At 67.3% G+C, this 22,134-nt stretch carries 22 protein-coding genes and 1 pseudogene; 17 read left to right on the top strand and 6 right to left on the bottom strand.

The window, feature by feature from the left end; genetic code table 11:
- From H0A72_RS21370 to H0A72_RS21350, 5 genes and pseudogenes are all read right to left on the bottom strand, one after another.
- Positions 1–552 (bottom strand): annotated as a pseudogene (locus H0A72_RS21370) (flagellar hook-length control protein FliK); the annotation flags it as partial.
- Positions 549–887 (bottom strand): flagellar protein FliT, encoded by a 339-nt coding sequence (locus H0A72_RS21365; RefSeq protein ID WP_180158535.1) that lies wholly within the window; start codon positions 885–887, stop codon positions 549–551. The gene H0A72_RS21365 and the pseudogene H0A72_RS21370, both read right to left, overlap by 4 nt.
- Positions 888–993: 106 nt before the next feature.
- A complete protein-coding gene (gene fliS / locus H0A72_RS21360) occupies positions 994–1,428 on the bottom strand; it encodes a flagellar export chaperone FliS (protein WP_180158534.1) in 435 nt (144 codons plus the stop codon).
- Complete coding sequence (gene fliD, locus H0A72_RS21355) at positions 1,425–2,852, bottom strand: flagellar filament capping protein FliD (RefSeq protein WP_180158533.1); 1,428 nt, start codon at positions 2,850–2,852, stop codon at positions 1,425–1,427. The genes fliS and fliD overlap by 4 nt, the downstream gene beginning before the upstream one ends.
- Positions 2,853–2,978: 126 nt before the next feature.
- Positions 2,979–3,377, bottom strand: a complete 399-nt coding sequence (locus H0A72_RS21350; protein WP_180158532.1) for a flagellar protein FlaG — start codon at positions 3,375–3,377, stop codon at positions 2,979–2,981.
- A gap of 191 nt (positions 3,378–3,568) precedes the next feature.
- Here H0A72_RS21350 and H0A72_RS21345 point away from each other — a divergent pair, with 191 nt between their 5' ends.
- From H0A72_RS21345 to H0A72_RS21335, 3 genes are all read left to right on the top strand, one after another.
- The gene (locus H0A72_RS21345; protein ID WP_180158531.1) at positions 3,569–4,345 is read left to right on the top strand and encodes an RNA polymerase sigma factor FliA; all 777 of its coding nucleotides are present in this window, start codon (positions 3,569–3,571) and stop codon (positions 4,343–4,345) included.
- Positions 4,346–4,459: 114 nt separating this feature from the next.
- Entirely contained in the window at positions 4,460–4,873 is a 414-nt protein-coding gene (locus H0A72_RS21340) for a hemerythrin domain-containing protein (protein WP_180158530.1), read from the top strand.
- A 161-nt stretch (positions 4,874–5,034) separates the two neighbouring features.
- On the top strand, positions 5,035–6,801 hold the full coding sequence (locus H0A72_RS21335; RefSeq protein ID WP_180158529.1) for a methyl-accepting chemotaxis protein: 1,767 nt from the start codon (positions 5,035–5,037) through the stop codon (positions 6,799–6,801).
- Positions 6,802–6,868: 67 nt separating this feature from the next.
- Here the strand turns inward: H0A72_RS21335 and H0A72_RS21330 are convergent, their stop codons facing one another.
- Complete coding sequence (locus tag H0A72_RS21330) at positions 6,869–7,594, bottom strand: transglycosylase SLT domain-containing protein (protein ID WP_246436757.1); 726 nt, start codon at positions 7,592–7,594, stop codon at positions 6,869–6,871.
- 386 nt (positions 7,595–7,980) lie between these two features.
- Between H0A72_RS21330 and H0A72_RS21325 the strand changes: the two genes are divergently transcribed.
- From H0A72_RS21325 to hutG, 14 genes are read left to right on the top strand one after another with little or no spacing between them, the layout of a single operon-like run.
- Complete coding sequence (locus H0A72_RS21325; protein WP_246436756.1) at positions 7,981–8,877, top strand: glycine betaine ABC transporter substrate-binding protein; 897 nt, start codon at positions 7,981–7,983, stop codon at positions 8,875–8,877.
- A gap of 1 nt (position 8,878) precedes the next feature.
- Positions 8,879–10,438: an HAL/PAL/TAL family ammonia-lyase gene (locus H0A72_RS21320; protein ID WP_246436755.1), complete on the top strand. Its 1,560-nt coding sequence runs from the start codon at positions 8,879–8,881 to the stop codon at positions 10,436–10,438.
- Positions 10,435–11,055, top strand: a complete 621-nt coding sequence (locus H0A72_RS21315) for an ABC transporter permease (RefSeq protein ID WP_180158528.1) — start codon at positions 10,435–10,437, stop codon at positions 11,053–11,055. The genes H0A72_RS21320 and H0A72_RS21315 overlap by 4 nt, the downstream gene beginning before the upstream one ends.
- Positions 11,052–11,702, top strand: coding sequence for an ABC transporter permease (locus H0A72_RS21310; RefSeq protein WP_180158527.1), 651 nt, complete (start codon positions 11,052–11,054; stop codon positions 11,700–11,702). Before H0A72_RS21315 ends, H0A72_RS21310 begins: the two co-directional genes overlap by 4 nt.
- Positions 11,699–12,661, top strand: a complete 963-nt coding sequence (locus H0A72_RS21305; RefSeq protein WP_180158526.1) for an ABC transporter ATP-binding protein — start codon at positions 11,699–11,701, stop codon at positions 12,659–12,661. The genes H0A72_RS21310 and H0A72_RS21305 overlap by 4 nt, the downstream gene beginning before the upstream one ends.
- Complete coding sequence (gene hutC / locus H0A72_RS21300; RefSeq protein WP_180158525.1) at positions 12,648–13,367, top strand: histidine utilization transcriptional repressor HutC; 720 nt, start codon at positions 12,648–12,650, stop codon at positions 13,365–13,367. Before H0A72_RS21305 ends, hutC begins: the two co-directional genes overlap by 14 nt.
- A gap of 51 nt (positions 13,368–13,418) precedes the next feature.
- Complete coding sequence (locus tag H0A72_RS21295; RefSeq protein WP_180158524.1) at positions 13,419–14,402, top strand: Bug family tripartite tricarboxylate transporter substrate binding protein; 984 nt, start codon at positions 13,419–13,421, stop codon at positions 14,400–14,402.
- 31 nt (positions 14,403–14,433) lie between these two features.
- Positions 14,434–15,444, top strand: coding sequence for an ornithine cyclodeaminase family protein (locus tag H0A72_RS21290; RefSeq protein WP_180158523.1), 1,011 nt, complete (start codon positions 14,434–14,436; stop codon positions 15,442–15,444).
- A 1-nt stretch (position 15,445) separates the two neighbouring features.
- Positions 15,446–16,264, top strand: a complete 819-nt coding sequence (locus H0A72_RS21285; RefSeq protein WP_180158522.1) for a phosphate/phosphite/phosphonate ABC transporter substrate-binding protein — start codon at positions 15,446–15,448, stop codon at positions 16,262–16,264.
- A gap of 26 nt (positions 16,265–16,290) precedes the next feature.
- Positions 16,291–18,009 carry a urocanate hydratase gene (hutU, locus tag H0A72_RS21280; RefSeq protein ID WP_180158521.1) on the top strand — a complete coding sequence of 573 codons (1,719 nt, stop codon included), beginning with the start codon at positions 16,291–16,293 and terminating at the stop codon, positions 18,007–18,009.
- Between the two features lie 12 nt (positions 18,010–18,021).
- The gene (locus H0A72_RS21275; RefSeq protein ID WP_180158520.1) at positions 18,022–18,630 is read left to right on the top strand and encodes a HutD/Ves family protein; all 609 of its coding nucleotides are present in this window, start codon (positions 18,022–18,024) and stop codon (positions 18,628–18,630) included.
- Positions 18,621–19,883 carry an imidazolonepropionase gene (hutI, locus tag H0A72_RS21270; protein WP_425502460.1) on the top strand — a complete coding sequence of 421 codons (1,263 nt, stop codon included), beginning with the start codon at positions 18,621–18,623 and terminating at the stop codon, positions 19,881–19,883. Before H0A72_RS21275 ends, hutI begins: the two co-directional genes overlap by 10 nt.
- On the top strand, positions 19,880–21,265 hold the full coding sequence (locus H0A72_RS21265) for a formimidoylglutamate deiminase (protein ID WP_180158519.1): 1,386 nt from the start codon (positions 19,880–19,882) through the stop codon (positions 21,263–21,265). Before hutI ends, H0A72_RS21265 begins: the two co-directional genes overlap by 4 nt.
- Positions 21,266–21,275: 10 nt before the next feature.
- Complete coding sequence (hutG, locus tag H0A72_RS21260) at positions 21,276–22,100, top strand: N-formylglutamate deformylase (RefSeq protein ID WP_180158518.1); 825 nt, start codon at positions 21,276–21,278, stop codon at positions 22,098–22,100.
- The last annotated feature ends 34 nt before the right edge of the window (positions 22,101–22,134 follow it).

Below are 22,134 nucleotides of genomic sequence, written 5' to 3'. Positions count from 1 at the left end.
GCCCGGGCCCGCGCCTTTGGCCGAGCCCGCCTCGGCGCCGCCCGGCGCGCCGGCCTGGGCTCTGCTGGCCGACGCGATCTCGTTCTGCCGCGCCGCGCCCGCGGGGTCCGTTCCCGCCCCGGCCTGGCCCTGGCCGCCCAGCAGCGGGCGCCTGCCCTGGACGGCGGCTGGCTGGTCGCCATACAGCGTCAGCAATGCCAGGATCGTGCGGGCCGCCCGTCCCAGTGTGGTGGGCGCGGAGGGCGTGAAAGCGGTGTTGGGAGCGTTGCGCGCCTGCAGCAGTTCGGCGGCGCGGGCGTCGAGCTTGGCCTTGTCGACGGATTGGCGGCCTTGCTGGCCGGCCTGCGAGGCGGCGCGATCGACGGCTTCGCGCGGGTGCCTCAGGGTTTCATTGCGCGCCGCATGGGCTTGTTCGGGATTGGCGGCTTGGGTGACGGCATCCGGCCGGGCGCCGGTGGCCAGATTGGCCTGTTGCGACAGGGTGGTGCCCAGGACGGCGTCCAGCCGCTGCACCAGCAAGGTGCCAAGGCCCGAGGGGCCGCCTACGCTCATGAGTGCAGATTAAGGGCCGGGGCGCAATAGGTTTGCAGCACGGCGTGCTGGCGCTTCATGTTGCCGATGAGCGCGCCGAGGCGGCTGAGTTCGGGCGCCGCCAGGCTGCGTATGGTGGCGTCGTCGTTCAGTATCCGGGTGAGCAGTTCGCGCCGGGCCTGGCGATCGCTGTCGTCCAGGTGGTCCAGCTTGCGCAGCGATTCCACGGCCGCCTGGTAGCGTTCGCCCAGCGCGACGACTTCGTCCCAGTGGCTGGCACGAGCTTCGCGCAGCATCTGGCTGGAAATGTCGGCGATGGCTTCGTAATAATGAAGAACGGACGAGATTTTGCTCATGGTGATGTCGCCGGACCGAGCCGCCGATTGTTGGATTGCGCGATACATGCAAGCATAGGGAATTCTGGAAAATATGCTATAGGACACATGGCGGATGCAGGCGGAATCAGGCCGCTCCTTCGGTCTTGGCCGGGTCCACGGCGCTGCGCCAGGCGGAGCCGATGTCCTTCAGCATTTGTTCCGCCAGGTCCAGCTTGGCGGGGTCCACGTGCAGGTTGGCCAGCATCAGGTTGCGTATGATCAGCTCGTAGCTGGCAACCAGGTACTTGGCGACCTCGCCGCCCGCTTCCAGGTCGACCGACGCCTTCAAGCCCGAATCGACGATGTCGATGGCCTTGGAAATCGCCATGCCGCGGCCTTCGATGTTGTTGTTTTCCATGTGCAGCCTGGCCTTCAGTATGGCTGCCTGGGCGCCATTGAACAAAAGGGTGATCAGGTGTTCCGGGCTGGCGCTGAGCACTTCGGTTTCCAGGCCTATGTTGGCATAGGCCTGGACGGAATGCCGGCGCTTCGGGCCGCGTGCAATGGATGAGTAGGTCATTTGTCGTTGCTGCTGGAGCTTAGATTGTTGAGCATGGCCAGCTGCTGCGTCAGGTAGCTGCTGACCGAGTTCATTTGCGCCATCATGGTGTCCAGCGCGGAGAACTGCTTGCGGTAGGATTCCATCTTGGCGTCGATGCGCAGCGTGGCCGCGTCGTACTGCTTGCCGAGGTCCTTGAGCGTTTGCGAGATGCTGTCGGAGGCGTTGGCGATGATGCCGCCGCTCTTGGTGAATTCGGTGGCGACCGCGGCCATGCGCGAGCTGATGCCGTTTTCGCCGGAGAACAGCTTTTCGACGTCGGCCATGTTGTCTTTCAGCGCGGCGGCGAGCTTCTTGTCGTCGATCTTGAGGTTGCCGCTGGCCGGGTCGGTGGTGATGCCCAGCTGCGACAGGTTGGCGATGGCGCCCGAGGCGGCCACCGGATTCAGCGCCGAGCGTATCTGCGTCTGCACGCGCCGGGCCAGGCTGTCGCCGGTCAGGGCGGAGCCTTGCTGCGAGTCCACGTCGTAAGACGTCAGGGTCTTGATGATGCCCTGCAGATTGTTGTAGGCGTTGACGAAGGTGGTGATGGCCTTGGACGTCACGGTGTCGTCGCGGGTGATCGACAGCGTGTTGGTCTTGCCGGCTTCGGTTTCCTTGCCGAGCGTGAGGGTGACGCCTTCGATGGCGTCTTCGATCGTGTTGCTCTGGCTGGTGATGTCTATGCCGTTGATGGACAGCTGCGCATTGTTCGCGGCGGTGACGGCCAGCCCCGAACCGCCGGCCGGGGCGCCCGCGCCGAAGCCGATGAGGTTCTGCAGCTTGGAGAAGTCCGTTGCGCCGCCGGTGTCGCCCGCGGCCACGGTGATGTCCTTGACCGCCGCCTGCGTGCCGGTGTCCTTGGCGGTGATCAGCAGGCGGTGGGGCGTGCCCGAGCCGTCGTTCACCATGGTGGCCGACACGCCCAGCTTGGCATCCGCATTGATGGCCTTGACCAGGCCTTCCATGGTGGCCTGGTCGCGCGACAGGGTGAATTCCTTGGACTCGTTGTTTTGCAGGGTGACGGTGATCTTGACCGAGCCGTCGGCCAGCTGTTCCTTGCGGTCGGCGTAGCCGCCGCTGGTAAGCGTCTGCGACGTGGCCAGCTGGGTGATGTTGACGCTGTACTGGCCCGCGATCGCCTTGTTGGACGCCGTGGCGGTGAAGGCGTCGGTGTTCACGCTGGTTTTCAGGGCGCCGAAGGTCTCCGACTTGCCCAGGGCGTCGGATGCCGTTTTCAGGGCCTCGATGGAGCTTTTGATGGTCCCATAGGCCGTGAGGCGGCTCTGGTAGGTGGTCGCCTTGGATTCCAGCAGGGCCAAAGGCGCGTTTTCGACTTTGCGCAGGTCCTCGAGCAGCTGGTCCACGGGTAGACCCGAACCGACGCCTATTGATGAAATAGCCATATAGAAACTCCAGTTGTAGGCATTGTGCCGCAAGGCCTGCCGACCCAATGCCTATGTTAGCGGGCTTTAGACTTGTCAGTTTGAGCGTTTACCCTGGCCCGCCGGCGGGGTTGCGCTTTCGGGGGCTCAGGCTTTGGTGTCCACCAGGCTGCCCTGCAGCTGCACGATCATCTTGGCCACGCGGATGACGGCGTCGCTGGGCACCGTGCGGATCACGTCGCCGGTTTCGCTGTCGACGATGGACACCACCAGGCGCTGCGCCTCGTCGTCCATGTCGAAGCGCATGCCGGTCGCCCAGGCTTTCATGCTATCGTTCAACGCTTCGAGCGCTTTTTCCAGAGACGGGTTTTCGGCGCCGGCGCCCTGGCCGTTTTGCTGCGATGTGGTTGCCGTGCCGCTGCCCTGCGCCTCGCTGCCGGGCGTTACCTGCACCGCCGGTTCGGGAAGCGACGGTGGCCGTTCCATTTCGGCGGCCATTTGTCCGAACTGCGCCGCTGGCAGGCTGGAACCAATTGGATTCACCATGCTGAAGCTCCTGATCAAGGGATGGGGCCCGACCCCGTATGGGGTCCGACCCCGGCTATTGCGAAGGTAACGGCAGGCGGCCCAAAAACTTTAATCCGGGGAATAGGCGATGAATCTTTGCACTGATTCCAATAACGCGGCCGGCGCTTCCGGCGGACAATATTCCCCTGAACTCTAGTTTTTCTTTGCGCATGCCCCGTACGCCCAGTACCGAAGACCGCCTTGTCGGACAGTACGCCCCTCTGGTTCGCCGCCTGGCGCTGCAGCTCGTCGCACGGTTGCCGGCCAGCGTCGAGGTCGACGATTTGCTGCAGGCCGGCATGATGGGCTTGCTGGACGCCGTGCGCCGGTACCAGGAAACGGCCGAAGCCCAGTTCGAGACGTATGCGATCACGCGCATCCGGGGCGCGATGCTGGACGAGCTGCGCAGCCAGGACTGGCTGCCGCGCAGCGTGCGCAGCAAGTCCAAGAGCATCGAGCAGGCCATCCATGCGCTCAGCCACCGTCTGCTGCGCCCGGCGACCGAGGCCGAGATCGCCGAGGAGCTGGGGATGACGCTGGCGGAATACCAGGCTTTGCTGGAGGAGGCGCGCGGCGTCCAGGTCATTCACTATGAGGATCTGGTGCGCCAGACCGGCGACGGGGCCGATCCGCTGGAGGGCAGGGTGGCGCAGGACGCCGATGCGCAGGCGCCGCGGTGGTCCAATCCTCTGGACCGGCTGATGTCCCAGGCTTTGCGTTCCGCGCTGGTGGCCGCCATCGGGAACCTGCCCGAGCGCGAAAAGTTGCTGTTGTCGCTGCAGTTCGAGCAGGATCTGAACCAGAAGGAGATCGCGGCGGTGCTGGGCGTGACGGAAGGCCGGGTGTCGCAGATCCGGTCGCAGGCCGTGGCGCGTATCCGGGCGGCGCTGGCGGATAGCCATTGGCAGGACAGCCCCGGCGAAGAGGCGATGCATTTGCTGCTTTAGCGGCCTGCAACGCACCACGTCCCACCATATTCTTGAGACCAAAACACACATCCACTCACATTTCTCAAAAAGATATATAATAAATGTATCTTTATACGATCAAGCGTGGACGCCATGGACATCGACCGATTCAAACAGCACCATGTAGACATATTGAAAGGCATCGCCACCCTGCGCCGCCTCGCCCATGGCGGGGTCGTCGATCACGCCAGGGACATCGCGCGGGAACTCGGCGCCTTGAGCTCGCTGGTGCAGCTGCACCTGGCGATCGAAGACCGCATCCTGTATCCCAGCCTGCAGAAGGGCGGCGACGCGCAGCTCGCGGCCATGGGCAAGGCATACCAGGAAGACATGAAAGGCATCGCCCACGCCTACATATCGTTTTCGCGCAAATGGGGCCTGGCCGCCGCGCTCGCCAAGGCGCCCGAGGACTTCCGCAACGAAGCCAACTCCGTCCTGAAAGCGCTGCATGCCCGCATGCAACGAGAAAACACCGAGTTCTACCCGGCCATCGAGAGGGCGGAATGAGCGAAGCATCCAATTGGCGGCCTCTATGCCGCCATTTCTTCAAATCATCTAGCTAATAATAGAAATAAAATCAATCTGGTATTTTCCCTAGGATTGCCTGTCGCAAGACGAGATCCGTCCTGCATGGGGCATTCCATCCCTTCACCTTGAGAGTATGTCGCATGAAGCGGGTCAAAAGCCTGACTGTTAAAGCCAAATTGATTGGCGGTTTTCTTGTCGTCGCCGCCGTGGCCGCCCTGATCGGGGCCGTCGGCCTGTTCGCCCTGGGCAGGGTGGACAATCTGGCCATCCAGATGTATGAGCGCGAAATCGTGGGCTTGCGGTATGCGGCCGACACCCGCGGCCAGGTCATCGGGGCGGGCGGCGCGGTGCGCGCCGTCATGCTCGCCAAGACCGAAGCCGAGAGCCAGGCCGGCATCGAGCTCCTGAAACGGCGCTTCGCCAACGCCTATGCCAACCTGGAGCCGCTGGACGGCCTGTTCGTGACCGACACCGGAAAGGCCGCCGTGCGCCAGGCGCGGGCCAGCATCCAGGAATTCGAGCGCGCCGCCTTGCAGGCCGTGGCCCTGGACCGGGATACGTCGTCCGCCCAGGCCGCGCAACAGGTCCAGAAGGCGCTGGACCTGATGGCGCGGGTGGAAACCGAAATGCACCAGCTGGTGGACCGCAAGCAGCAGAACGCCAAGGCGCTCGACGAGGAAATCACCCAGCTTTACCGCGACATGCGGGTGCTGTCCCTGTCGCTGACGGCGGCCGGCGTGCTGCTGGCCATCGCGCTGGGCTGGCTGCTGACGCGCGGCCTGACGCGCCAGCTGGGCGGCGAACCGGCGGACGTCGCGCGCATCGCCACCGCCATCGCCAAGGGCGACCTGACGAACGAAATAGACCAGAGCCAGGCGGTGGACGGCAGCATCGTCCAGGCCATCGCGCGGATGCAGTCCTCCCTGCGCGAGGTCGTGGCGGCCGTGCGCTCCGGCAGCATCAACATCGCCGGCGGCTCGTCGCAGATCGCGGCCGGCAGCACCGACTTGTCGCAGCGGACCGAAGAGCAGGCGGCCAACCTGACCGAAACCGCCTCCGCCATGGAAGAGCTCGCCGGCACCGTCAAGAGCAATTCGGACGTCGCCCAGCAGGCGGCGCAAATGGCCCAGTCGGCCAGCGGCGCCGCGCACCGGGGCGGCAGCGTGGTGAGCGACGTGGTGCACACCATGGAAGACATCAACGCGGCCTCGCGACGCATCGTCGACATCATCGGCGTGATCGACAGCATCGCCTTCCAGACCAATATTCTCGCGCTGAACGCGGCCGTGGAAGCGGCGCGCGCCGGCGAACAGGGCCGGGGCTTCGCGGTGGTGGCCAGCGAAGTGCGCACGCTGGCGCAAAAAAGCGCGGCGGCGGCCAAGGACATCAAGTCCCTGATCGACGACAGCGTCGCCAAGGTGGAGGCGGGCAGCCAGATGGTCGATGCGGCGGGCGAAGCCATGCGCGAGATCGTCCAGCAAGTCCAGCGCGTGACGGACCTGATCAGCGAAATCAGCGCCGCCACGAGGGAACAGACGACCGGCATCGCCCAGGTCAACGAAGCCGTGCTGCAGCTGAGCGACGTCACGCAGCAGAACGCCGCGCTGGTGGAAGAGTCCGCCTCGGCCTCGGGCAGCCTGAACGAACAGGCGGGCGCCCTGGTGGAAGTGGTGAGCGTCTTCAGGCTGGGGCAGGAGCACGAACTGCAGCGGTCGGCGCAGGGCGTGGCGGCCGCGTCCGCCAGACCGCAGGACGCGCGATCCTCGGGCAGGGCGATTCACGCCCAGACGGCAGCGAGGGCGCCGGCGGCCCAGTCCGCGGCCGGCCTGAAACCGGTTCCGCCGAAGCGTTCCCTGACCATGGGCAAGCAGGAGCCCGTGCGCGAAGAGGAATGGGAAGAATTCTGACCGGAACCCGAGGTTCCAGGGCCCGTCGATGCCGACCGGCCCCGGGGCCGGCCGACGTCAACCCGCCCTAGCCCTGCGTCATCGCCACCGCGGCGGCCGCCGCGGCCCGGTCGGCGACGCGGGCCAGCTTGCGCGATTCCTTGAGTATGGTGTTGGCATAGCCGCGCGCATTTCCCGAGTACTTTTCCAGGGCCTGGTGCAGGCTGCCGCCCGCAAGTTCCAGGTACTCTTCGAGAATGTCCGCGCCCACCCGGATGTTCACCCTGGGGTCGAACAGCGACTCGGAAGGATGCAGCTTGTCGCTGTGCCAGCGGCGAATCACCTGCATCAGCCCCTGGGCGCCCTGGCGGCTCTGCACCCTGGCGCTCAGCGAGCTTTCCTTTTGCATGATGGCGATGAGCAGTTCGGGGTCCAGGCCCTCGCGCTTGCCGGCTTCTTCCCAGGCCAGGTTCACATATTCCCGCAGCGTCTTCGGGGATCGCCCCCATTTCGCCGCGAGGTAGCGGACCTGGGCCTGTTTGCTGGCTTCTTCAGTGAGGGATTGCAGTTCCCGTTCGCCGGGCTGGTCTGGCTTGGCGTCCGGCAGCGCCGTGGGGTCCGGCCATTCTTGCAAGGCCATTTGGGCGGCGGGAGCCACCTGGATGCCGGCGGAAAGCCCCCCGGCGTGGGCGCCCACGGGCGCAAGCAGGCACACGCTCGCGCATAGTCCCGTGATGGTCAGGTATTTTCGAGTGCTGAACGCTGTGTCGTGGGCGAACTTCAGAAAGGTGGTTGAGGCGGTTTTGACTATCATCGATCCATGGCATCCGGCGCCCAGTCCGTGTCCGCCGAAGGTTACCCGGTAACCCGGCCTTGCCAATCGAATTGGCCATGGACACATGAAAGGACCTGCGTTCGCCCGCTTGAAGCCGAACGCGGTTGGATGCATTTCAGTATTGACAAACGGCGCCTGGCGCCGCGCTTTTCCTTGCGAATCATAGCATTGTCGCGGCGGCTGTCCCGCTTCCGGGTGTAAGAAAACGAAACGAGCCCGCCGCGCTTCCTCGCATCTAAGGGTTTCTACGGTCTGGATCACGGCGTTCTTTGCCTTTACGATACGATTCAAAGTGGTATGTACCAGTTGAGTTTTGAAGCGTCGCACTTCCATCAAACCGGCAGCCAACACATAGGAACCACATCATGGCTTTTCCAACAACCGATATACGTCGCGGCATGGCTTTGTTGTTAATGGGCCTGGCGGGCACGCTGGGCAGCGCATCGGCGGCGGCCGACACCGTCAGAGTGGGGTCCAAGAATTTCACCGAGCAATACGTGCTGGCCGAAATCTACGCCCAGGCCTTCGAGGCCGAGGGCATCAAGGTGGCGCGCAAGCTGAACCTGGGCGGCACGCTCATCGCCCACAAGGCCCTGCTTGAAAACCAGATCGACTTCTACCCCGAATACACCGGCACCATGCTGCTGGCGGTGCTGAAGGAAAAAGTCATGACCGACCCCGGCGCCGTGTACGAGCGGGTGAAGCAAGCCTACGCCAAGCAGGGCATCGCCGTGCTGGACCAGGCGCCCGTCAACAACACCTATGTGCTGGTCATGATGCCCGGGCTCTCCAAGAAGAACGGCGTTGCCACGCTGTCCGACCTGGCCACCCACGCGCAGAAATGGACGCTGGGCGCGGGGCCCGAATTCCGCGATCGCGAAGACGGGATTCCCGGCCTGAAACAAAAATACGGCATGAACTTCAAGTCCGATCAGCAGCTTGCCATAGGCTTGCGCTACCGCGCCCTGAAAGACAACCAGGTCCAGGTCGTCAACGGCTATGCCACCGACGGCATGATCAGCGCCATGGGGCTGGTGCGCCTGAAAGACGACAAGCAGCTCTGGCCGCCTTATTTCGTGGCGCCGGTCGTCCGCCGGGAAGTCATCGACCAGAACCCCAAGGTCGCAACCGTCGCCAACAAAGTCAGCGCGATGCTGAGCGACGAAGTCATGTCGCGCCTGAACTATCTGGTCGACGGCGAAAAACAGGAGCCGGCGGACGTCGCCAGGGACTTCCTGAAGTCCAAGGGAATGGCGAAATAACATGCCTGGAACCAGCACTCCGCCGCGCCGCGCAGAGCTCATGCCGGAACGGCCCTCCATCGTGCTGAGCGGCGGCGGGCTGCGCATCGAAGACGTGCTGCGCGTCATGCGCGAGCGGCCGCCGGTCGCCGCCGAACCCGCCGTGCTGCGCAGGCTGCAGCAAGCGCGCCGCGTGGTGGAGCAGCATCTCGGCTCCGGCGCGCCCGTCTATGGCCTGACGACCGCGCTGGGCGCCAATGTGGGCAAGGCCATCGCCCCGTCCGAGCTCCAGGCTTACCAGTCCCGCGCCATACAGGCCCGCAGCGTCGGCATCGGCGAGGCCGCGAGCGACGAGCTCGTGCGCGGCGTGCTGTTCACCCGGCTCGCCGGCCTGAGCACGGGCGGGTCCGGCATCTCTCCCGAAGTGTTCGACGCGTTGCTGGCCCTGCTCAACGCGGGCATCTGCCCGCTCATTCCGCGGGTCGGGTCCATCGGCGTCGCCGACCTGCCCGCCATGTCGCACGCCATGCTGGTCTTGATGGGGCAGGGCAGGGCGCGCGTCGGCGGCAAGGAAGTCGACGGCGCGCAAGCGCTGGCGGATGCCGGCCTGGCGCCGGTCGCCCTGGGCCCCAAGGACGGGCTGGCGCTGATCAGTTCCAACGCCTGGTCGGTCAGCTGCGCCATCCACGCCTTCGACCAGGCCGGCCAGGCGCTGGCCAATCTGAGCCGCGCCGCCACGCTCACCATGGAAGGGTTCCGCGCCAATCTGTCGCCGCTGGACGCGCGCGTGCAGGCGGCGCGGCCGACGCCCGGCCAAGCGGCCGCCGCGGCGCACATCCGGGCCTTGCTGGACGGCAGCGGCCTGTGGGAAAAAGGCGCGGCCCGGCGGGTGCAGGATCCTCTCTCGATACGCTGCGTCGCCCAGATCCATGGCGCCGTGCTGTGGGCGCGGCAGGGGCTGCGCGAGCACATCGAATGCGAACTGAACGGTTCCGGCGACAGCCCCCTGGTGGTCCAGGAGCCGGACGAACTGCTGTCCAGCAGCAATTTCCACATTCCCGGCCTGGCGCTCAGCCTCGAAGCGCTCGGCGTCTCGCTGGCGCAGGCGGCCTCGGCTGCGGTGCAGCGCTGCCTGCGCCTGTATTCCCCGGGCGCCAGCGGGCTGCCCATGCAGCTCACGCAGCACGGTCCGGAGCATTCGGGCTTCGCAACCGTCCAGAAGACCCTGACCGCGCTCTGGAGCGAAGTGCGCCATCTCGCCAACCCCGCCTGCCTGGATTTCTTTCCGGTCTCGGAAGGGGCGGAGGACCACGCCCTCATGGCGCCCGGCGTGGCCGCAAAAACCGCGCGGCTGGCCGAGCGCGTGACGATGATCGCGGCCATCGAAATGCTGAGCGCCGCCCAGGCCGTGGACCTGGCGCAAGTCTCGCCCCGGGGCGCCGGCACCCGCGACACCTATGCGCGCATCCGCGCGACGGCGCCCGTGCTGGACGGCGACCGCCCCCTTGGGCCCGACATGGACGCAATCATAGGCATGCTGCGCGAGCGCCCCTTCGATCCGCCCGAGGAGGCGGCGCCATGAACTGGCTGATGCGCAACTGGGAAAGCGTGGCCGTGGCCTTGTGGCAGCACATCGCGATATCCGGCTCGGCGCTGCTGATCTCGCTGGTGGTGGCTTTCCCCCTGGGCGTGCTCGCGGCGCGCCATCCCCGGGCGCGCGGCGTGATCCTGGGCGTCACCAGCACCTTGTACACCATTCCGACCATGGCGCTGCTGGCCCTGCTCATTCCCATCGTCGGACTCGGCCGCACCAACGCCATCATCGCCATGGTGCTGTTCTCGCTGCTGGTGCTCACGCGCAACATCATGGCGGGCATACAAGGGGTCGCGCCCGACATCGTGGACGCCGCCAAAGGCACGGGCATGACTTCGTGGCAGGTGCTGGCCAAGGTGGAGCTGCCGCTCGCCATGCCGGCCATCGTCGCGGGCCTGCGGGTGGCCGCCGTGACGGTCATCAGCGTCACGGTGGTGGCGGCCTACGTCAACGCCGGCGGCCTGGGCACGCTGATTTTCGAAGGCATGGCCAGCGATCACGCGCCCAAGATCTGGGTGGGGGCGCTGACGGCCTGCCTGCTGTCGGTCGCGGTCGACGTCTCGCTCGCGCATGTCGAAACCCGCCTCGGGAGGCGCGCGCTATGAACCTCCTGCTCGAAACACTGCAATTCGTGCAGAACAACGGCGATCGGGTCATCGACGCCGGGATCCGGCACGTCAACCTGTCGTTTTCCGCCTTGGTGCTCGCCTCGCTGTTCGCCATTCCCGCCGGCATATGGCTGGCGCTTTCCGGCCGCTACACGCTGCTGGTCATCAACATCGCCAATGTGGGGCGCACGGTCCCGTCCCTGGCGATTCTGGCCCTGGCGATGCCGCTGCTCGGCACGGGCTTCACGCCCTCGCTCCTCGCCCTGGCGCTGCTGGCGGTTCCGCCCATCCTCATCAACACCTACGTGGGCTTCAACGGTGTGGACGCCGACACGATAGACGCCGCGCGCGGCGTCGGCATGCGCGAATCGCAGATCACCCGGCAGGTGCGCCTGCCCCTGGCCCTGCCGATGGTGTTCGCCGGACTGCGGACGGCGGCGGTGCAGGTCATTTCGGGCGCCGTCCTGGCGGCCTACATCGGCGGCGGCGGATTCGGGGAATTCATCACCAGCGGGGTGGCCATGATGGCCATGCCCATGCTGCTCGTGGGCGCCGTGCCGGCCACCATCCTGGCCATCGCGGTCGACGCGCTGTTCGGCGTCTTGCAGAAAGCCATGACACCCAAAGGAATCAGAACTTCATGATACGCATCGAAGGCTTGAGGAAGCAGTTCGCGGGCTCGGCGCGTCCGGTCGTCGACGGCCTGGACCTCGACATCCAGGAAGGCGAGCTCTGCGTGCTGATCGGTTCGTCGGGCTGCGGCAAGACGACCACGCTGCGGATGATCAACCGCATGATCGAGGCGGACGCCGGCCGCATCGAGGTGTCCGGCCGCGACGTCAGGCGGCAGGATCCCGTCGAGCTGCGCAGGCATATCGGCTATGTCATACAGCAGGTCGGCCTGTTCCCCCATCAGCGCATTGCCGACAACATCGCCACGGTGCCCCGGCTGCTGGGCTGGAAGCCCGCGCGCGTCCAGGAACGCATCGACGAACTCCTGACGCTGGTGGGCCTGGAGCCCGCCCAGTACCGGAACCGCTACCCGCGGGAGCTTTCCGGCGGCCAGCGCCAGCGCGTGGGCGTCGCCCGGGCCCTGGCGGCGGACCCGCCCGTCATGCTCATGGACGAGCCCTTCGGCGCCATCGATCCGATCAACCGCGTCAACCTGCAGGACGAGTTCCTGAACATCCTGCGCAAGCTGAAGAAGACCATCGTCCTCGTCACCCACGATATCGACGAGGCCCTGAAGATGGGCGATCGCATCGCCATCCTGCATGAAGGCAAGGTGCTGCAGTCCGCCACGCCGGGCGCCTTGCTGAACTCGCCCGCCAACGAATTCGTGGCCTCGTTCCTGGGCGGCGGGCGCGCGCTCAAGCGCCTGGCCCTGCTGCGCGCGCAAGACGTATGCGCCCCGGGCCCGGCGCCGGCCGGCAGCCCCGTGATCGCAGCCGGCGGCTCGGCCGGCACGGCGCTGTCCATGCTGCTCGAATCCGGCGGCGACGCGCTGAGCGTGCGGGACGCGGCGGGCGGGGACGTGGGCCACATCACCATCCAGACACTGAAGGCCAACCTGACCAGGACGGACAGCAATGAGCGAGCATGAAAAGCAGAAAGCCATCTATGAAGACGTCGAGTCGGAATTGCGCCGCGCGATCGAGAACGGCGGCTGGAAGCCGGGCTTCAAGCTGCCCTCCGAGCGCGAGCTGGCCGAGCGCTTCCAGTGCGCGCGCATGACCGTGCGCCGCGCCCTGCAGGAGCTACAAACCGAAGGGCTGATCGCGCGCCGGCATGGGTCGGGCTCTTATGTCGCCGACCTGCAGCCCATGTCCAACATCCTGTCCATCAAGGACATCCACGAAGAGATCGCGGGCCGCGGCCACGTGCATCACAGCGTGCTGCTGTCGCGCAAGACCCTGCGCGCGACCGCCGCCGTCGCGGCGGCCATGGACATCGAGCACAACTCGCCCGTATTCCACTGCAAGCTGATCCACTACGAGAACGGAACGCCCGTCCAGTTCGAGGAACGCTTCGTCAATCCCGAAGTGGTGCCCGAGTTCATGAGCCTGGACCTGGGCAAGCAGACGCCGTCCAGCTATCTCTTCAAGCACGCGCCGCTGACCGCCGCCGAGCAGGTGGTCGAAGCGGTCAACGCCGACGAGGCGATGGCGGCCCATCTGGGCATCGAGGTGAATGCCGCCCTGCTGAAGATATCGCGCCGGACCATTTCGCAAGACAAGGTCGCGTCGCTCGCCAACCTTTACCACCCCGGTAACTGCTACCGCATCATTGGAAAATTTTCCGTGGCCTGACGCGGGCGGCATCACAGCCTGGTCCGCCAGGCAAACTTACGAGGAAATGCCATGAAGATCATTCCCACCCTGGTCGCCGCCTTCGCAATGGCCGCGCCGGGCATTGCCGCCGCCGCGCAGGCACAGGCGGCCGCCTATCCGAATCGGGCCGTGACCATCGTCGTGCCCTACCAGGCCGGCGGCGTCGCCGACGCCCTGCCGCGCATGGTCGGAGAAAAGCTGGGCAAGAAATGGGGCGTGCCCGTGATCATCAAGAACACGGTGGGCGCGTCCGGCAACATCGGCATGGACAGCGTGGCCAAGGCGAAGCCCGACGGCTATACGCTCGCCCTGGCGCCGGCCGGCAACCTGACCGTCAACCCCTTGCTGTTCACCAACCTGCCGTTCGACACGCAAAAAGACTTCACCCCCGTCACCTTGCTGGCCACCTCGCCCAACGTGCTGGTGGTCAACAGCAAGCTGGACGTGCATACGGTCAAGGAACTGGTGGACCATGGCAAGAAGCACCCCGACAGCCTCAGCTACGCGTCCCCCGGCGTGGGCAGCGGCGCCCACCTGGCCGGTGAGCTGTTCAACCAGCAGGCCGGCCTCGCCATGCTGCACGTGCCCTACGGCGGCATGGCGCCCGCCGTCAACGACCTGGCCGGCGGCGTCGTGAACGTGATGTTCGCGGGCGTATCGACCGTCGTGCCCCATATCCAGAGCGGGAAACTGCGCGCCATCGCCATCGCGGGGCCGCAGCGCCTGCCCGTGCTGCCCGACGTGCCCACGGTGTCCGAAAGCGGGTACCCGGGCTTCGACGTGACGTCCTGGTATGGGCTGGTGGCCCCCGCGGGCACGCCCGAGGCCGCCATCCAGAAGCTCGCGGCGGACATCGGCGAGGTCCTGAAAGACCAGGACATCCACCAGAAATTCGCCCAGCTCGGCGTCACGCCCTCGGGCATCGCGCCCGACGCGTTCGCGGCGCTGATCCGGGACGAGACCGAAAAGTGGTCGGACATCGTCCGCAAGGCCAACATCAAGCCCATTCAATAAGCACGCTACGCCGTGAAGGAGAATCAGCAACATGCAGTCTATTGACATCACCTACCTCAATGGGCCGGATATCGCCGCCCTGGGCATCACCGACCAGGAAATCCTGGCGGCGGTGGAGAAAGTGCTGGACGCCCAGGGCCGCGGCAAGACGGTCGTGGAACCCCGCGTGCACCTGGTGCCCGAATCCTCGGACAAAGGCCACTTCAACGTCCTGCGCGGCTACATCGAGCCCCTGGGCGTGGCCGGCGTGAAGGTGGTGAGCGACTTCGTCGACAACTACAAGCAGGGGCTGCCGTCGGAAATGGCCATCCTGAATCTGTTCGACCCCGAGACCGGCAAGCCGCTGGCCATCGTCGACGCCACCTCGATCACCGACATGCGCACCGGCGCCATGACCGCCCTGGGCGCCAAGCACCTGGCGCGCAAGAACAGCAAAGTGCTGGGCCACATCGGCGCGCGCGGCACCTCGTACTGGAACGTGCGGCTGCTGGACAGCCTGTTCGACTTCGATGAGATCCGCGTGCACTCGCGGCGCCCCGAAAGCCGCAACGCCTTCGGCGAGCGCCTGGCGCGCGATCTGGGCAAAACCATCAAGGTCGTGGACGACTGGGAATCCTGCGTGCGCGGCGCCGACATCGTGGTGGAGGCCTCGCGCCTGCCCGAGCCCGCCCCGCTGCTCAAGACCGAATGGATCAAGCCGGGCGCGCTGGTCATGCCCTACGGCACGATGAGCGCGGTCGAGCTGTCGCTGACGGACATCATGAGCAAGGTGGTCGTGGACGACTGGAGCCAATGCCGCAAGGGCCTGCCGTTCGGCGCGCTCCGGGCCCACGTGGACAGCGACCGCGTGACCCAGGAAAACCTGCATGCCGAGCTCGGCCAGATCGTCGCGGGCCTGAAGCCGGGGCGCGAGAACGATGAGGAAAACATATTGTTCTGGCACCGCGGGCTGTCGATCACCGACATCGCGCTGGGCCAGGCCATGCTGGACAAGGCGCGCGGCATGGGGCTGGGCCAGACGCTGAACTTCGCCCGGTACTGACATGCTGATCACCTCTACCCGCCTGTACGACGCCACGCCCTCGGCGCGGGACGCCTGGACGGCGCTCTTGAACGCGGCATACCTCCAGGCCGGATTGCGGGTGGAGTTCATTGCGCACGCCTGGCCGACCCCCGTGGGCGAGCTCTGGGAACGGCCGGGGCTGTGCGGCGCCTTCATGTGCGGCTGGCCCTTCGCCCAGGCCCTGCGCGCGGGCAGGAACTTCCAGGCCGTGGCGAGCGTCGTGCCCGACTGGCCGGAATACGGCGGCCTCGCCCGCTATCGCAGCGAATTCCTGGTGCGCGACGACGCGCCCTGGGCCACGCTGGAAGACGCCTTCGGGTCGCGCTACGGCTGGATGGTGCGCGATTCGCAGTCCGGCTGGAACGCGCCCCGCGGTGTGCTGAAAGACCATGCCGCGGGCCGCGCGGCCGGCTTGTTCAGCGAGTCCAAGGGCCCCTATGGAAACCCGCGCGGCCTCATCCGCGCGCTGCGGCAGCGGGAAATCGACCTGACGGCGATCGACGGCTGGTACCTGGACCTGCTGCGCGCCCATGACCCGCCGGCCCTGAGCGGCCTGCGCACGCTCGCCCACACCCCCTGGACGCCCAACCCGCTGCTGGTGTGCTCGCCCGACGTCGACCGCCATGCGGCCGCGGCGCTGGCCGAGGCATTGACCGGCATGCACAGGGACCCCGCCGGCGCGGCGCTGCTGCGGCGCGCGCACGTGGAAAGATTCATTCCGCCGGACGTCGACGCCTACCGGGTGACGCTGGACGCGGCGGATCAGGCGCTGCGCGCCGGCTACCCCGAAATTAGATGATTGATTAGCAAGAACAGGATACTGAAATGACAAGCCTTGATACCGAAGCGAACCAAGCCGCCGACCCCCGCCATGATCCGCGGCGCCGCATCGCCGCGCCCACCGGCGGCACCCTCAACTGCAAGAGCTGGCTGACCGAAGCGCCGTTCCGCATGATCCAGAACAACCTGCATCCGGACGTGGCCGAACGGCCGCAAGACCTGGTGGTCTACGGCGGCATCGGCAGGGCGGCGCGCGACTGGGCATGCTTCGACCAGATACTGGCCACGCTCAAGACGCTGGAAGACGACGAAACGCTGCTGGTCCAGTCCGGCAAGCCGGTGGGGGTGTTCAAGACCCACGCGGATGCGCCCCGGGTCCTGATCGCCAATTCCAATCTGGTGCCGAAATGGGCGACCTGGGAACACTTCAACGAGCTGGACCGGAAAGGCCTCTTCATGTACGGGCAGATGACGGCCGGCAGCTGGATCTACATCGGGGCCCAGGGCATCGTCCAGGGCACCTTCGAAACCTTCGTCGAAGCCGGCCGCCAGCACTATGGCAATGATCTCAAGGGGCGGTGGATACTCACCGCCGGCCTGGGCGGCATGGGCGGCGCGCAGCCGCTGGCCGGCGTCTTGGCGGGCGCTTGCGTGCTGGCCATCGAGTGCCAGCAGAGCAGCCTGGATTTCCGGCTGCGCACCGCCTACCTGGACAAGCAGGCCAGGGACATCGACCACGCGCTGGAGCTCATACGGCAGCATACGGCGCGAGGCGAAGCCGTGTCCATCGGCCTGCTGGGCAACGCGGCCGACGTCCTGCCCGAACTGGTCGAGCGCGCCAGGGCGGGGGGGCCGAAGCCCGACCTGGTCACCGACCAGACCTCGGCCCATGACCTGATCAACGGCTACCTGCCTTCGGGCTGGACCGTGGCGCAATGGCGCGCGGCGGCGTCCGACCCCGCGCGGCACGCGGAGCTGAAGGCGGCCGCGGCGCGCAGCTGCGCAGTGCACGTGCGGGCCATGCTGGATTTCCAGGCCATGGGCATACCGACGGTGGACTACGGCAACAACATCCGCCAGGTCGCCTTCGACGAAGGCGTGCGGGACGCGTTCAATTTCCCGGGCTTCGTTCCGGCCTACATCCGGCCGCTGTTCTGCGAGGGCAAGGGGCCGTTCCGCTGGGTGGCCTTGTCCGGCGACCCCGAAGACATCTACAAGACCGACGCGAAAATCAAGGAATTGTTCCCCGAGAACAAGCACACCCACCGCTGGCTGGACATGGCCCGCGAGCGGATCGCATTCCAGGGCCTGCCGGCGCGCATCTGCTGGCTGGGGCTGGGCGAACGGCACCTGGCCGGCCTGGCGTTCAACGAAATGGTCAAGAACGGCGAGCTGAAGGGCCCCATCGTCATCGGCCGGGATCACCTGGATACGGGTTCCGTCGCCAGCCCCAACCGCGAAACCGAGTCCATGAAGGACGGCACCGACGCGGTGTCCGACTGGCCCCTGCTCAACGCCTTGCTGAACACGGCGGGCGGGGCGACCTGGGTCAGCCTGCATCACGGCGGCGGCGTGGGCATGGGCTATTCCCAGCACGCCGGCGTGGTCATCGTTTGCGACGGCACGGAAGCCGCGGCCAAGCGCATCGCCCGCGTGCTCTGGAACGACCCGGCATCCGGCGTCATGCGGCATGCGGACGCGGGCTACGACATCGCGGTGGCCACCGCCAAGAAGCACGGCTTGAACCTGCCCATGGTGAAATAACGGCATCCCGACATGAATTGGCACGATTTCAACTGCGCCGGCCTGCCCGACATGCCCTGGAAGAACGGCGGCGGCAGCACCAAAGAGCTCGCCCGCTGGCCGCTGGACGCCACGCTGGACGACTTCGTCTGGCGCGCCAGCATCGCCACCATCGCAAGCGACGGCCCATTCTCCACCTATGAAAACGTGGACCGGATCATCGCCTTGCTGGAAGGGCCGGGCGTGCGCCTCAGCGCCGCCGATGCCGGCATCGACCACGCCCTCGACCAGCCCCTGGCCGCCTACGCATTCCCCGGCGAGGCCGCCGTCCATTGCCACACCGGCGGGGCGGTTTCCAGGGATTTCAACATCATGGTCCGGCGCGGCCGCGCCAGGGCGCGGATCCAGGGCTTGCGCCAGGCCGCCGCCGTGCCCCTGCCGCCCCACGGCCTGGCGCTGGCCGCCGCGGGCCGATGGCGCATCGAGGACGGCGGCGGTTTTTCCCGCGAGATCGGCGCCGGCCACGGCGCATGGTGGCAGGGCGGGCGGCCGGGCGCCGTGTTTCGCCTGGCGCCGCAGGAGCCGGGGTCGGCCCTGCTGTGGGCCGCCATTGAATTGCAAGGAGACGACGCATGTCCATGATGCAGCCTGATGCCAGCCCGCCCAGCGCAGACGGCGTCTGGCATTCCCTGCGCCTGCTGTCGCACCCCGGCGCGGGCGCGCTGGACGTGCTCGACGACGCCGCCATCGTCGTGCGGGACGGGCGCATCGCCTGGACCGGCGCCGCGTCCGACGTGCCCGAGCGCCACGCCGGGCTGCCCAGGCATGACGGCGGCGGGGCGCTGGCCACCCCGGGCCTGGTCGACTGCCATACCCACCTGGTGTATGGCGGCCGGCGGGCCAATGAATTCGCCATGCGGCTGGCGGGCGCCAGCTATGAGGACGTGGCGCGCGCGGGGGGCGGCATCGTCTCCACCGTGCGGGCCACGCGCGAGGCGTCCGAGGACCAGCTCTTCGAGTCCGCGTCCCGGCGCCTTCAGGCCTTGCTGGCCGAGGGCGTCTGCGCCATCGAAGTGAAATCCGGCTACGGCCTGGCCCTGGAGCACGAGCGCAAGCAGCTGCGCGTGGCGCGCCGCCTGGCGGACGCCCATGGGCTAACCGTCAAGACGACCTTCCTGGGCGCGCACGCCTTGCCGCCCGAATACGCCGGCCGCAGCGCCGAGTACATACGCGAGGTGTGCGAGGCCATGCTGCCCGCGCTGGCGCAGGAAGGGCTGGTCGACGCCGTCGACGTGTTCTGCGAGAAAATCGCCTTCAGCCTCGACGAGACCGAGCAGGTCTTCCGCGCGGCGCAAGGCCTGGGGCTGCCCGTCAAGCTGCATGCCGAGCAGCTGTCCGACATGGGCGGCGCCGCCCTGGCCGCGCGCTACGGGGCGCTGTCCTGCGACCACGTCGAGCATCTTTCCGCCCAGGGCATAGCAGCCATGCGCCAGGCGGGCACCGTGGCCGTCCTGCTGCCGGGCGCCTACTACACGCTGCGGGACACCCAGCCGCCGCCGGTGCAGGCCTTGCGCCAGGCGGGCGTGCCCATGGCCGTGTCCACCGACCACAACCCCGGCACCTCGCCGGCCCTGAGCCTGCTGCTGATGGTCAACATGGCGTGCACGCTGTTCCGGCTCACCGTTCCGGAGGCCGTGGCGGGCGTCACCCGGCACGCCGCGCTGGCGCTGGGCCTGCAGGACAGCCACGGCGCGATCGCCGTCGGGCTGCCCGCCAACTTCGTGCTCTGGCGCCTGCAGGAACCCGCCGAGCTCGCATACTGGTTCGGCCAGCGGCCCGTGCGGGCCATCGTCCGCCAGGGCAGAATCCGCAGTCTCTGCCAGGAGGCCTCATGACTACCCAGGCATGGGCGGAGGCCGCCTTGCTGCCTGCCGGCTGGGCCCGGCGCGTGCTGCTGGAGTGGGGGCCGGACGGAACCCTGGCGCGGGTGCGGGCCGATTGCGATGCGCCCGCCGGCTGCACCGTGCTGCCCGGGCCCGTGATCCCGGGCCTGCCCAATCTGCACTCGCACGCCTTCCAGCGCGGCTTCGCCGGCCTGACCGAATTCAGGGCGCAAGACGCCGACAGCTTCTGGAGCTGGCGCGACCTGATGTACCGCTTTGCCGCCCGCATCCAGCCCGCGCAGCTGGAAGCCATCGCCACCTGGCTTTATGTGGAGATGCTGGAAGCCGGCTATACCTCGGTCTGCGAATTCCACTACCTGCATCACGACCCGTCCGGCCGGCCCTATGCCGAACCGCACACCCTCAGCCTGGCGCTGCTGCGGGCGGCGCGCCGCGCCGGCATCGGCATGACTCTGCTGCCCGTGCTTTACCAGCACAGCAATTTCGGCGGCCAGCCTCCCACCGAGGGCCAGCGCCGCTTCGTCCACGGCACCGAAGACATGCTGCGGCTGTTGGAACGCCTGCAGCCCGAATGCCGCGCGCAGGGCGCGCGGCTGGGGCTCGCGCCCCATTCCCTGCGCGCCGTGACGCCGGCGTCCCTGCGCGATTCGCTTGCCGGGCTGGACGCCATCGATCCCCGCGCGCCCATCCACATCCATATCGCCGAACAGACCAAGGAAGTGGACGACTGCCTCGCCTGGAGCGGCCGGCGACCCGTGCAATGGCTGCTGGACGCCGCGCCGGTGGACGAACGGTGGTGCCTGGTGCACGCCACCCACATGACCCGCGACGAAGCGCTTGCGGCCGCCCGCAGCGGCGCGGTGGCCGGCCTGTGCCCCACCACCGAGGCCAACCTGGGCGACGGCATCTTCGACCTGGCGCAGTGGCGCCAGGCGCAAGGGCGCTGGGGCATCGGTTCCGACAGCCACGTATGCGTCAATGCCGCCGAAGAATTGATGCTGCTGGAATATACGCAGCGCCTGGCCACCCGCCGGCGCAACGTGCTCGCCGATGACGCGCAGCCGGGGGTGGCGGCCGCGACCCTGCTGGCGGCGGTCGCGGGCGGCGCGCAGGCGGCGGGCCGGCCCGTGGCCGGGCTGGCCACCGGCCAGTCGGCCGACTTCGTCGTGCTGGACACCCGGCATATCGCATTGTGCGGTTTGGATCCGCAGGATATGCTATCGGCCCATGTGTTCGCCAGTGCCCGGGGTTCGGCCGTCCGCCAGGTCTGGCAGGCCGGAACCCGCCGGGTGGACGACGGCCGCCACGCGCTGCGCCACGACGCCGCCGCCGGCTTCCTCGCGGCGCGCAGCGATCTCATCCATGTCCAATGAACTATCTGTCATGAATACTCCCATCACCCTGGAAAAACCGCCCTTCATCCTGCGCGAAGGCACGGCGCCCCTGCTGATTTCCATGCCGCACGTCGGCACGCACCTGCCGGCCGCCATCGCCGCGCGCGTGACGGACGAAGCCCGCCACGTGCCGGACACCGACTGGCACCTGGAAACCCTGTACGACTTCGCCGCCGAACTCGGCGCTTCCGTGCTGATCGCCACCCACTCGCGCTACGTGGTCGACCTGAACCGGCCGCCTGACGGGTCCAGCCTGTACCCGGGCCAGAGCGTCACGGGCTTGTGCCCCGTCGACACCTTCGACGACACCCCAGTCTATCTTCCCGGCCAGGAGCCCGGCGACGAAGAAGTCCAGGCTCGCCGCGAAGCATACTGGCGCCCCTACCACGAGGCGCTGGAGCGCGAACTGATGCGGATCAGGGCCAAGCACGGCGTCGCAGCGCTGTGGGATGCGCATTCCATACGCTCCGTGCTGCCGCGCTTCTTCGAAGGCAAGCTGCCCGACCTGAACCTTGGAACCGGCAAAGGCTCCAGCTGCGACGAAAGAATCGTGCGGGCGGTCTTCGAGGTGGCCAAAACGGCGGAGCAGGGCGGCTACACCGCCGTCCTGAACGGGCGTTTCACGGGCGGCTACATCACCCGGCACTACGGCCGCCCGGCGCAGAACATACACGCCATCCAGCTGGAAATGACGCAAAGCAGCTACATGCAGGAATCATTGCCGTTCGATTACCTGCCCGCCACCGCGGCCGGCGTCCAGCCCTATGTGCGCGGCATGGTGGAGGCCATGCTGGCGGAGCTGCGTCCCGCATAGGCATGCCGCGCGCGCCGGCCGGCGGTCGGCGCGG

Origin of the sequence: Parapusillimonas granuli, from assembly GCF_013416525.1 — a bacterium.
GTDB classification, from domain to species: Bacteria; Pseudomonadota; Gammaproteobacteria; order Burkholderiales; family Burkholderiaceae_B; genus Parapusillimonas; species Parapusillimonas granuli.
Note: the sequence above shows the minus strand (reverse complement) of the source record. Positions and strands in the feature narration are given on the sequence as shown.

Coding starts and splice junctions, on each gene's coding strand:
- H0A72_RS21365 (WP_180158535.1), bottom strand. CDS start 887: ATGAGCAAAATCTCGTCCGTTCTTCATTATTACGAAGCCATCGCCGAC.
- fliS (WP_180158534.1), bottom strand. CDS start 1,428: ATGACCTACTCATCCATTGCACGCGGCCCGAAGCGCCGGCATTCCGTC.
- fliD (WP_180158533.1), bottom strand. CDS start 2,852: ATGGCTATTTCATCAATAGGCGTCGGTTCGGGTCTACCCGTGGACCAG.
- H0A72_RS21350 (WP_180158532.1), bottom strand. CDS start 3,377: ATGGTGAATCCAATTGGTTCCAGCCTGCCAGCGGCGCAGTTCGGACAA.
- H0A72_RS21345 (WP_180158531.1), top strand. CDS start 3,569: ATGCCCCGTACGCCCAGTACCGAAGACCGCCTTGTCGGACAGTACGCC.
- H0A72_RS21340 (WP_180158530.1), top strand. CDS start 4,460: ATGGACATCGACCGATTCAAACAGCACCATGTAGACATATTGAAAGGC.
- H0A72_RS21335 (WP_180158529.1), top strand. CDS start 5,035: ATGAAGCGGGTCAAAAGCCTGACTGTTAAAGCCAAATTGATTGGCGGT.
- H0A72_RS21330 (WP_246436757.1), bottom strand. CDS start 7,594: ATGATAGTCAAAACCGCCTCAACCACCTTTCTGAAGTTCGCCCACGAC.
- H0A72_RS21325 (WP_246436756.1), top strand. CDS start 7,981: ATGGCTTTTCCAACAACCGATATACGTCGCGGCATGGCTTTGTTGTTA.
- H0A72_RS21320 (WP_246436755.1), top strand. CDS start 8,879: ATGCCTGGAACCAGCACTCCGCCGCGCCGCGCAGAGCTCATGCCGGAA.
- H0A72_RS21315 (WP_180158528.1), top strand. CDS start 10,435: ATGAACTGGCTGATGCGCAACTGGGAAAGCGTGGCCGTGGCCTTGTGG.
- H0A72_RS21310 (WP_180158527.1), top strand. CDS start 11,052: ATGAACCTCCTGCTCGAAACACTGCAATTCGTGCAGAACAACGGCGAT.
- H0A72_RS21305 (WP_180158526.1), top strand. CDS start 11,699: ATGATACGCATCGAAGGCTTGAGGAAGCAGTTCGCGGGCTCGGCGCGT.
- hutC (WP_180158525.1), top strand. CDS start 12,648: ATGAGCGAGCATGAAAAGCAGAAAGCCATCTATGAAGACGTCGAGTCG.
- H0A72_RS21295 (WP_180158524.1), top strand. CDS start 13,419: ATGAAGATCATTCCCACCCTGGTCGCCGCCTTCGCAATGGCCGCGCCG.
- H0A72_RS21290 (WP_180158523.1), top strand. CDS start 14,434: ATGCAGTCTATTGACATCACCTACCTCAATGGGCCGGATATCGCCGCC.
- H0A72_RS21285 (WP_180158522.1), top strand. CDS start 15,446: ATGCTGATCACCTCTACCCGCCTGTACGACGCCACGCCCTCGGCGCGG.
- hutU (WP_180158521.1), top strand. CDS start 16,291: ATGACAAGCCTTGATACCGAAGCGAACCAAGCCGCCGACCCCCGCCAT.
- H0A72_RS21275 (WP_180158520.1), top strand. CDS start 18,022: ATGAATTGGCACGATTTCAACTGCGCCGGCCTGCCCGACATGCCCTGG.
- hutI (WP_425502460.1), top strand. CDS start 18,621: ATGTCCATGATGCAGCCTGATGCCAGCCCGCCCAGCGCAGACGGCGTC.
- H0A72_RS21265 (WP_180158519.1), top strand. CDS start 19,880: ATGACTACCCAGGCATGGGCGGAGGCCGCCTTGCTGCCTGCCGGCTGG.
- hutG (WP_180158518.1), top strand. CDS start 21,276: ATGAATACTCCCATCACCCTGGAAAAACCGCCCTTCATCCTGCGCGAA.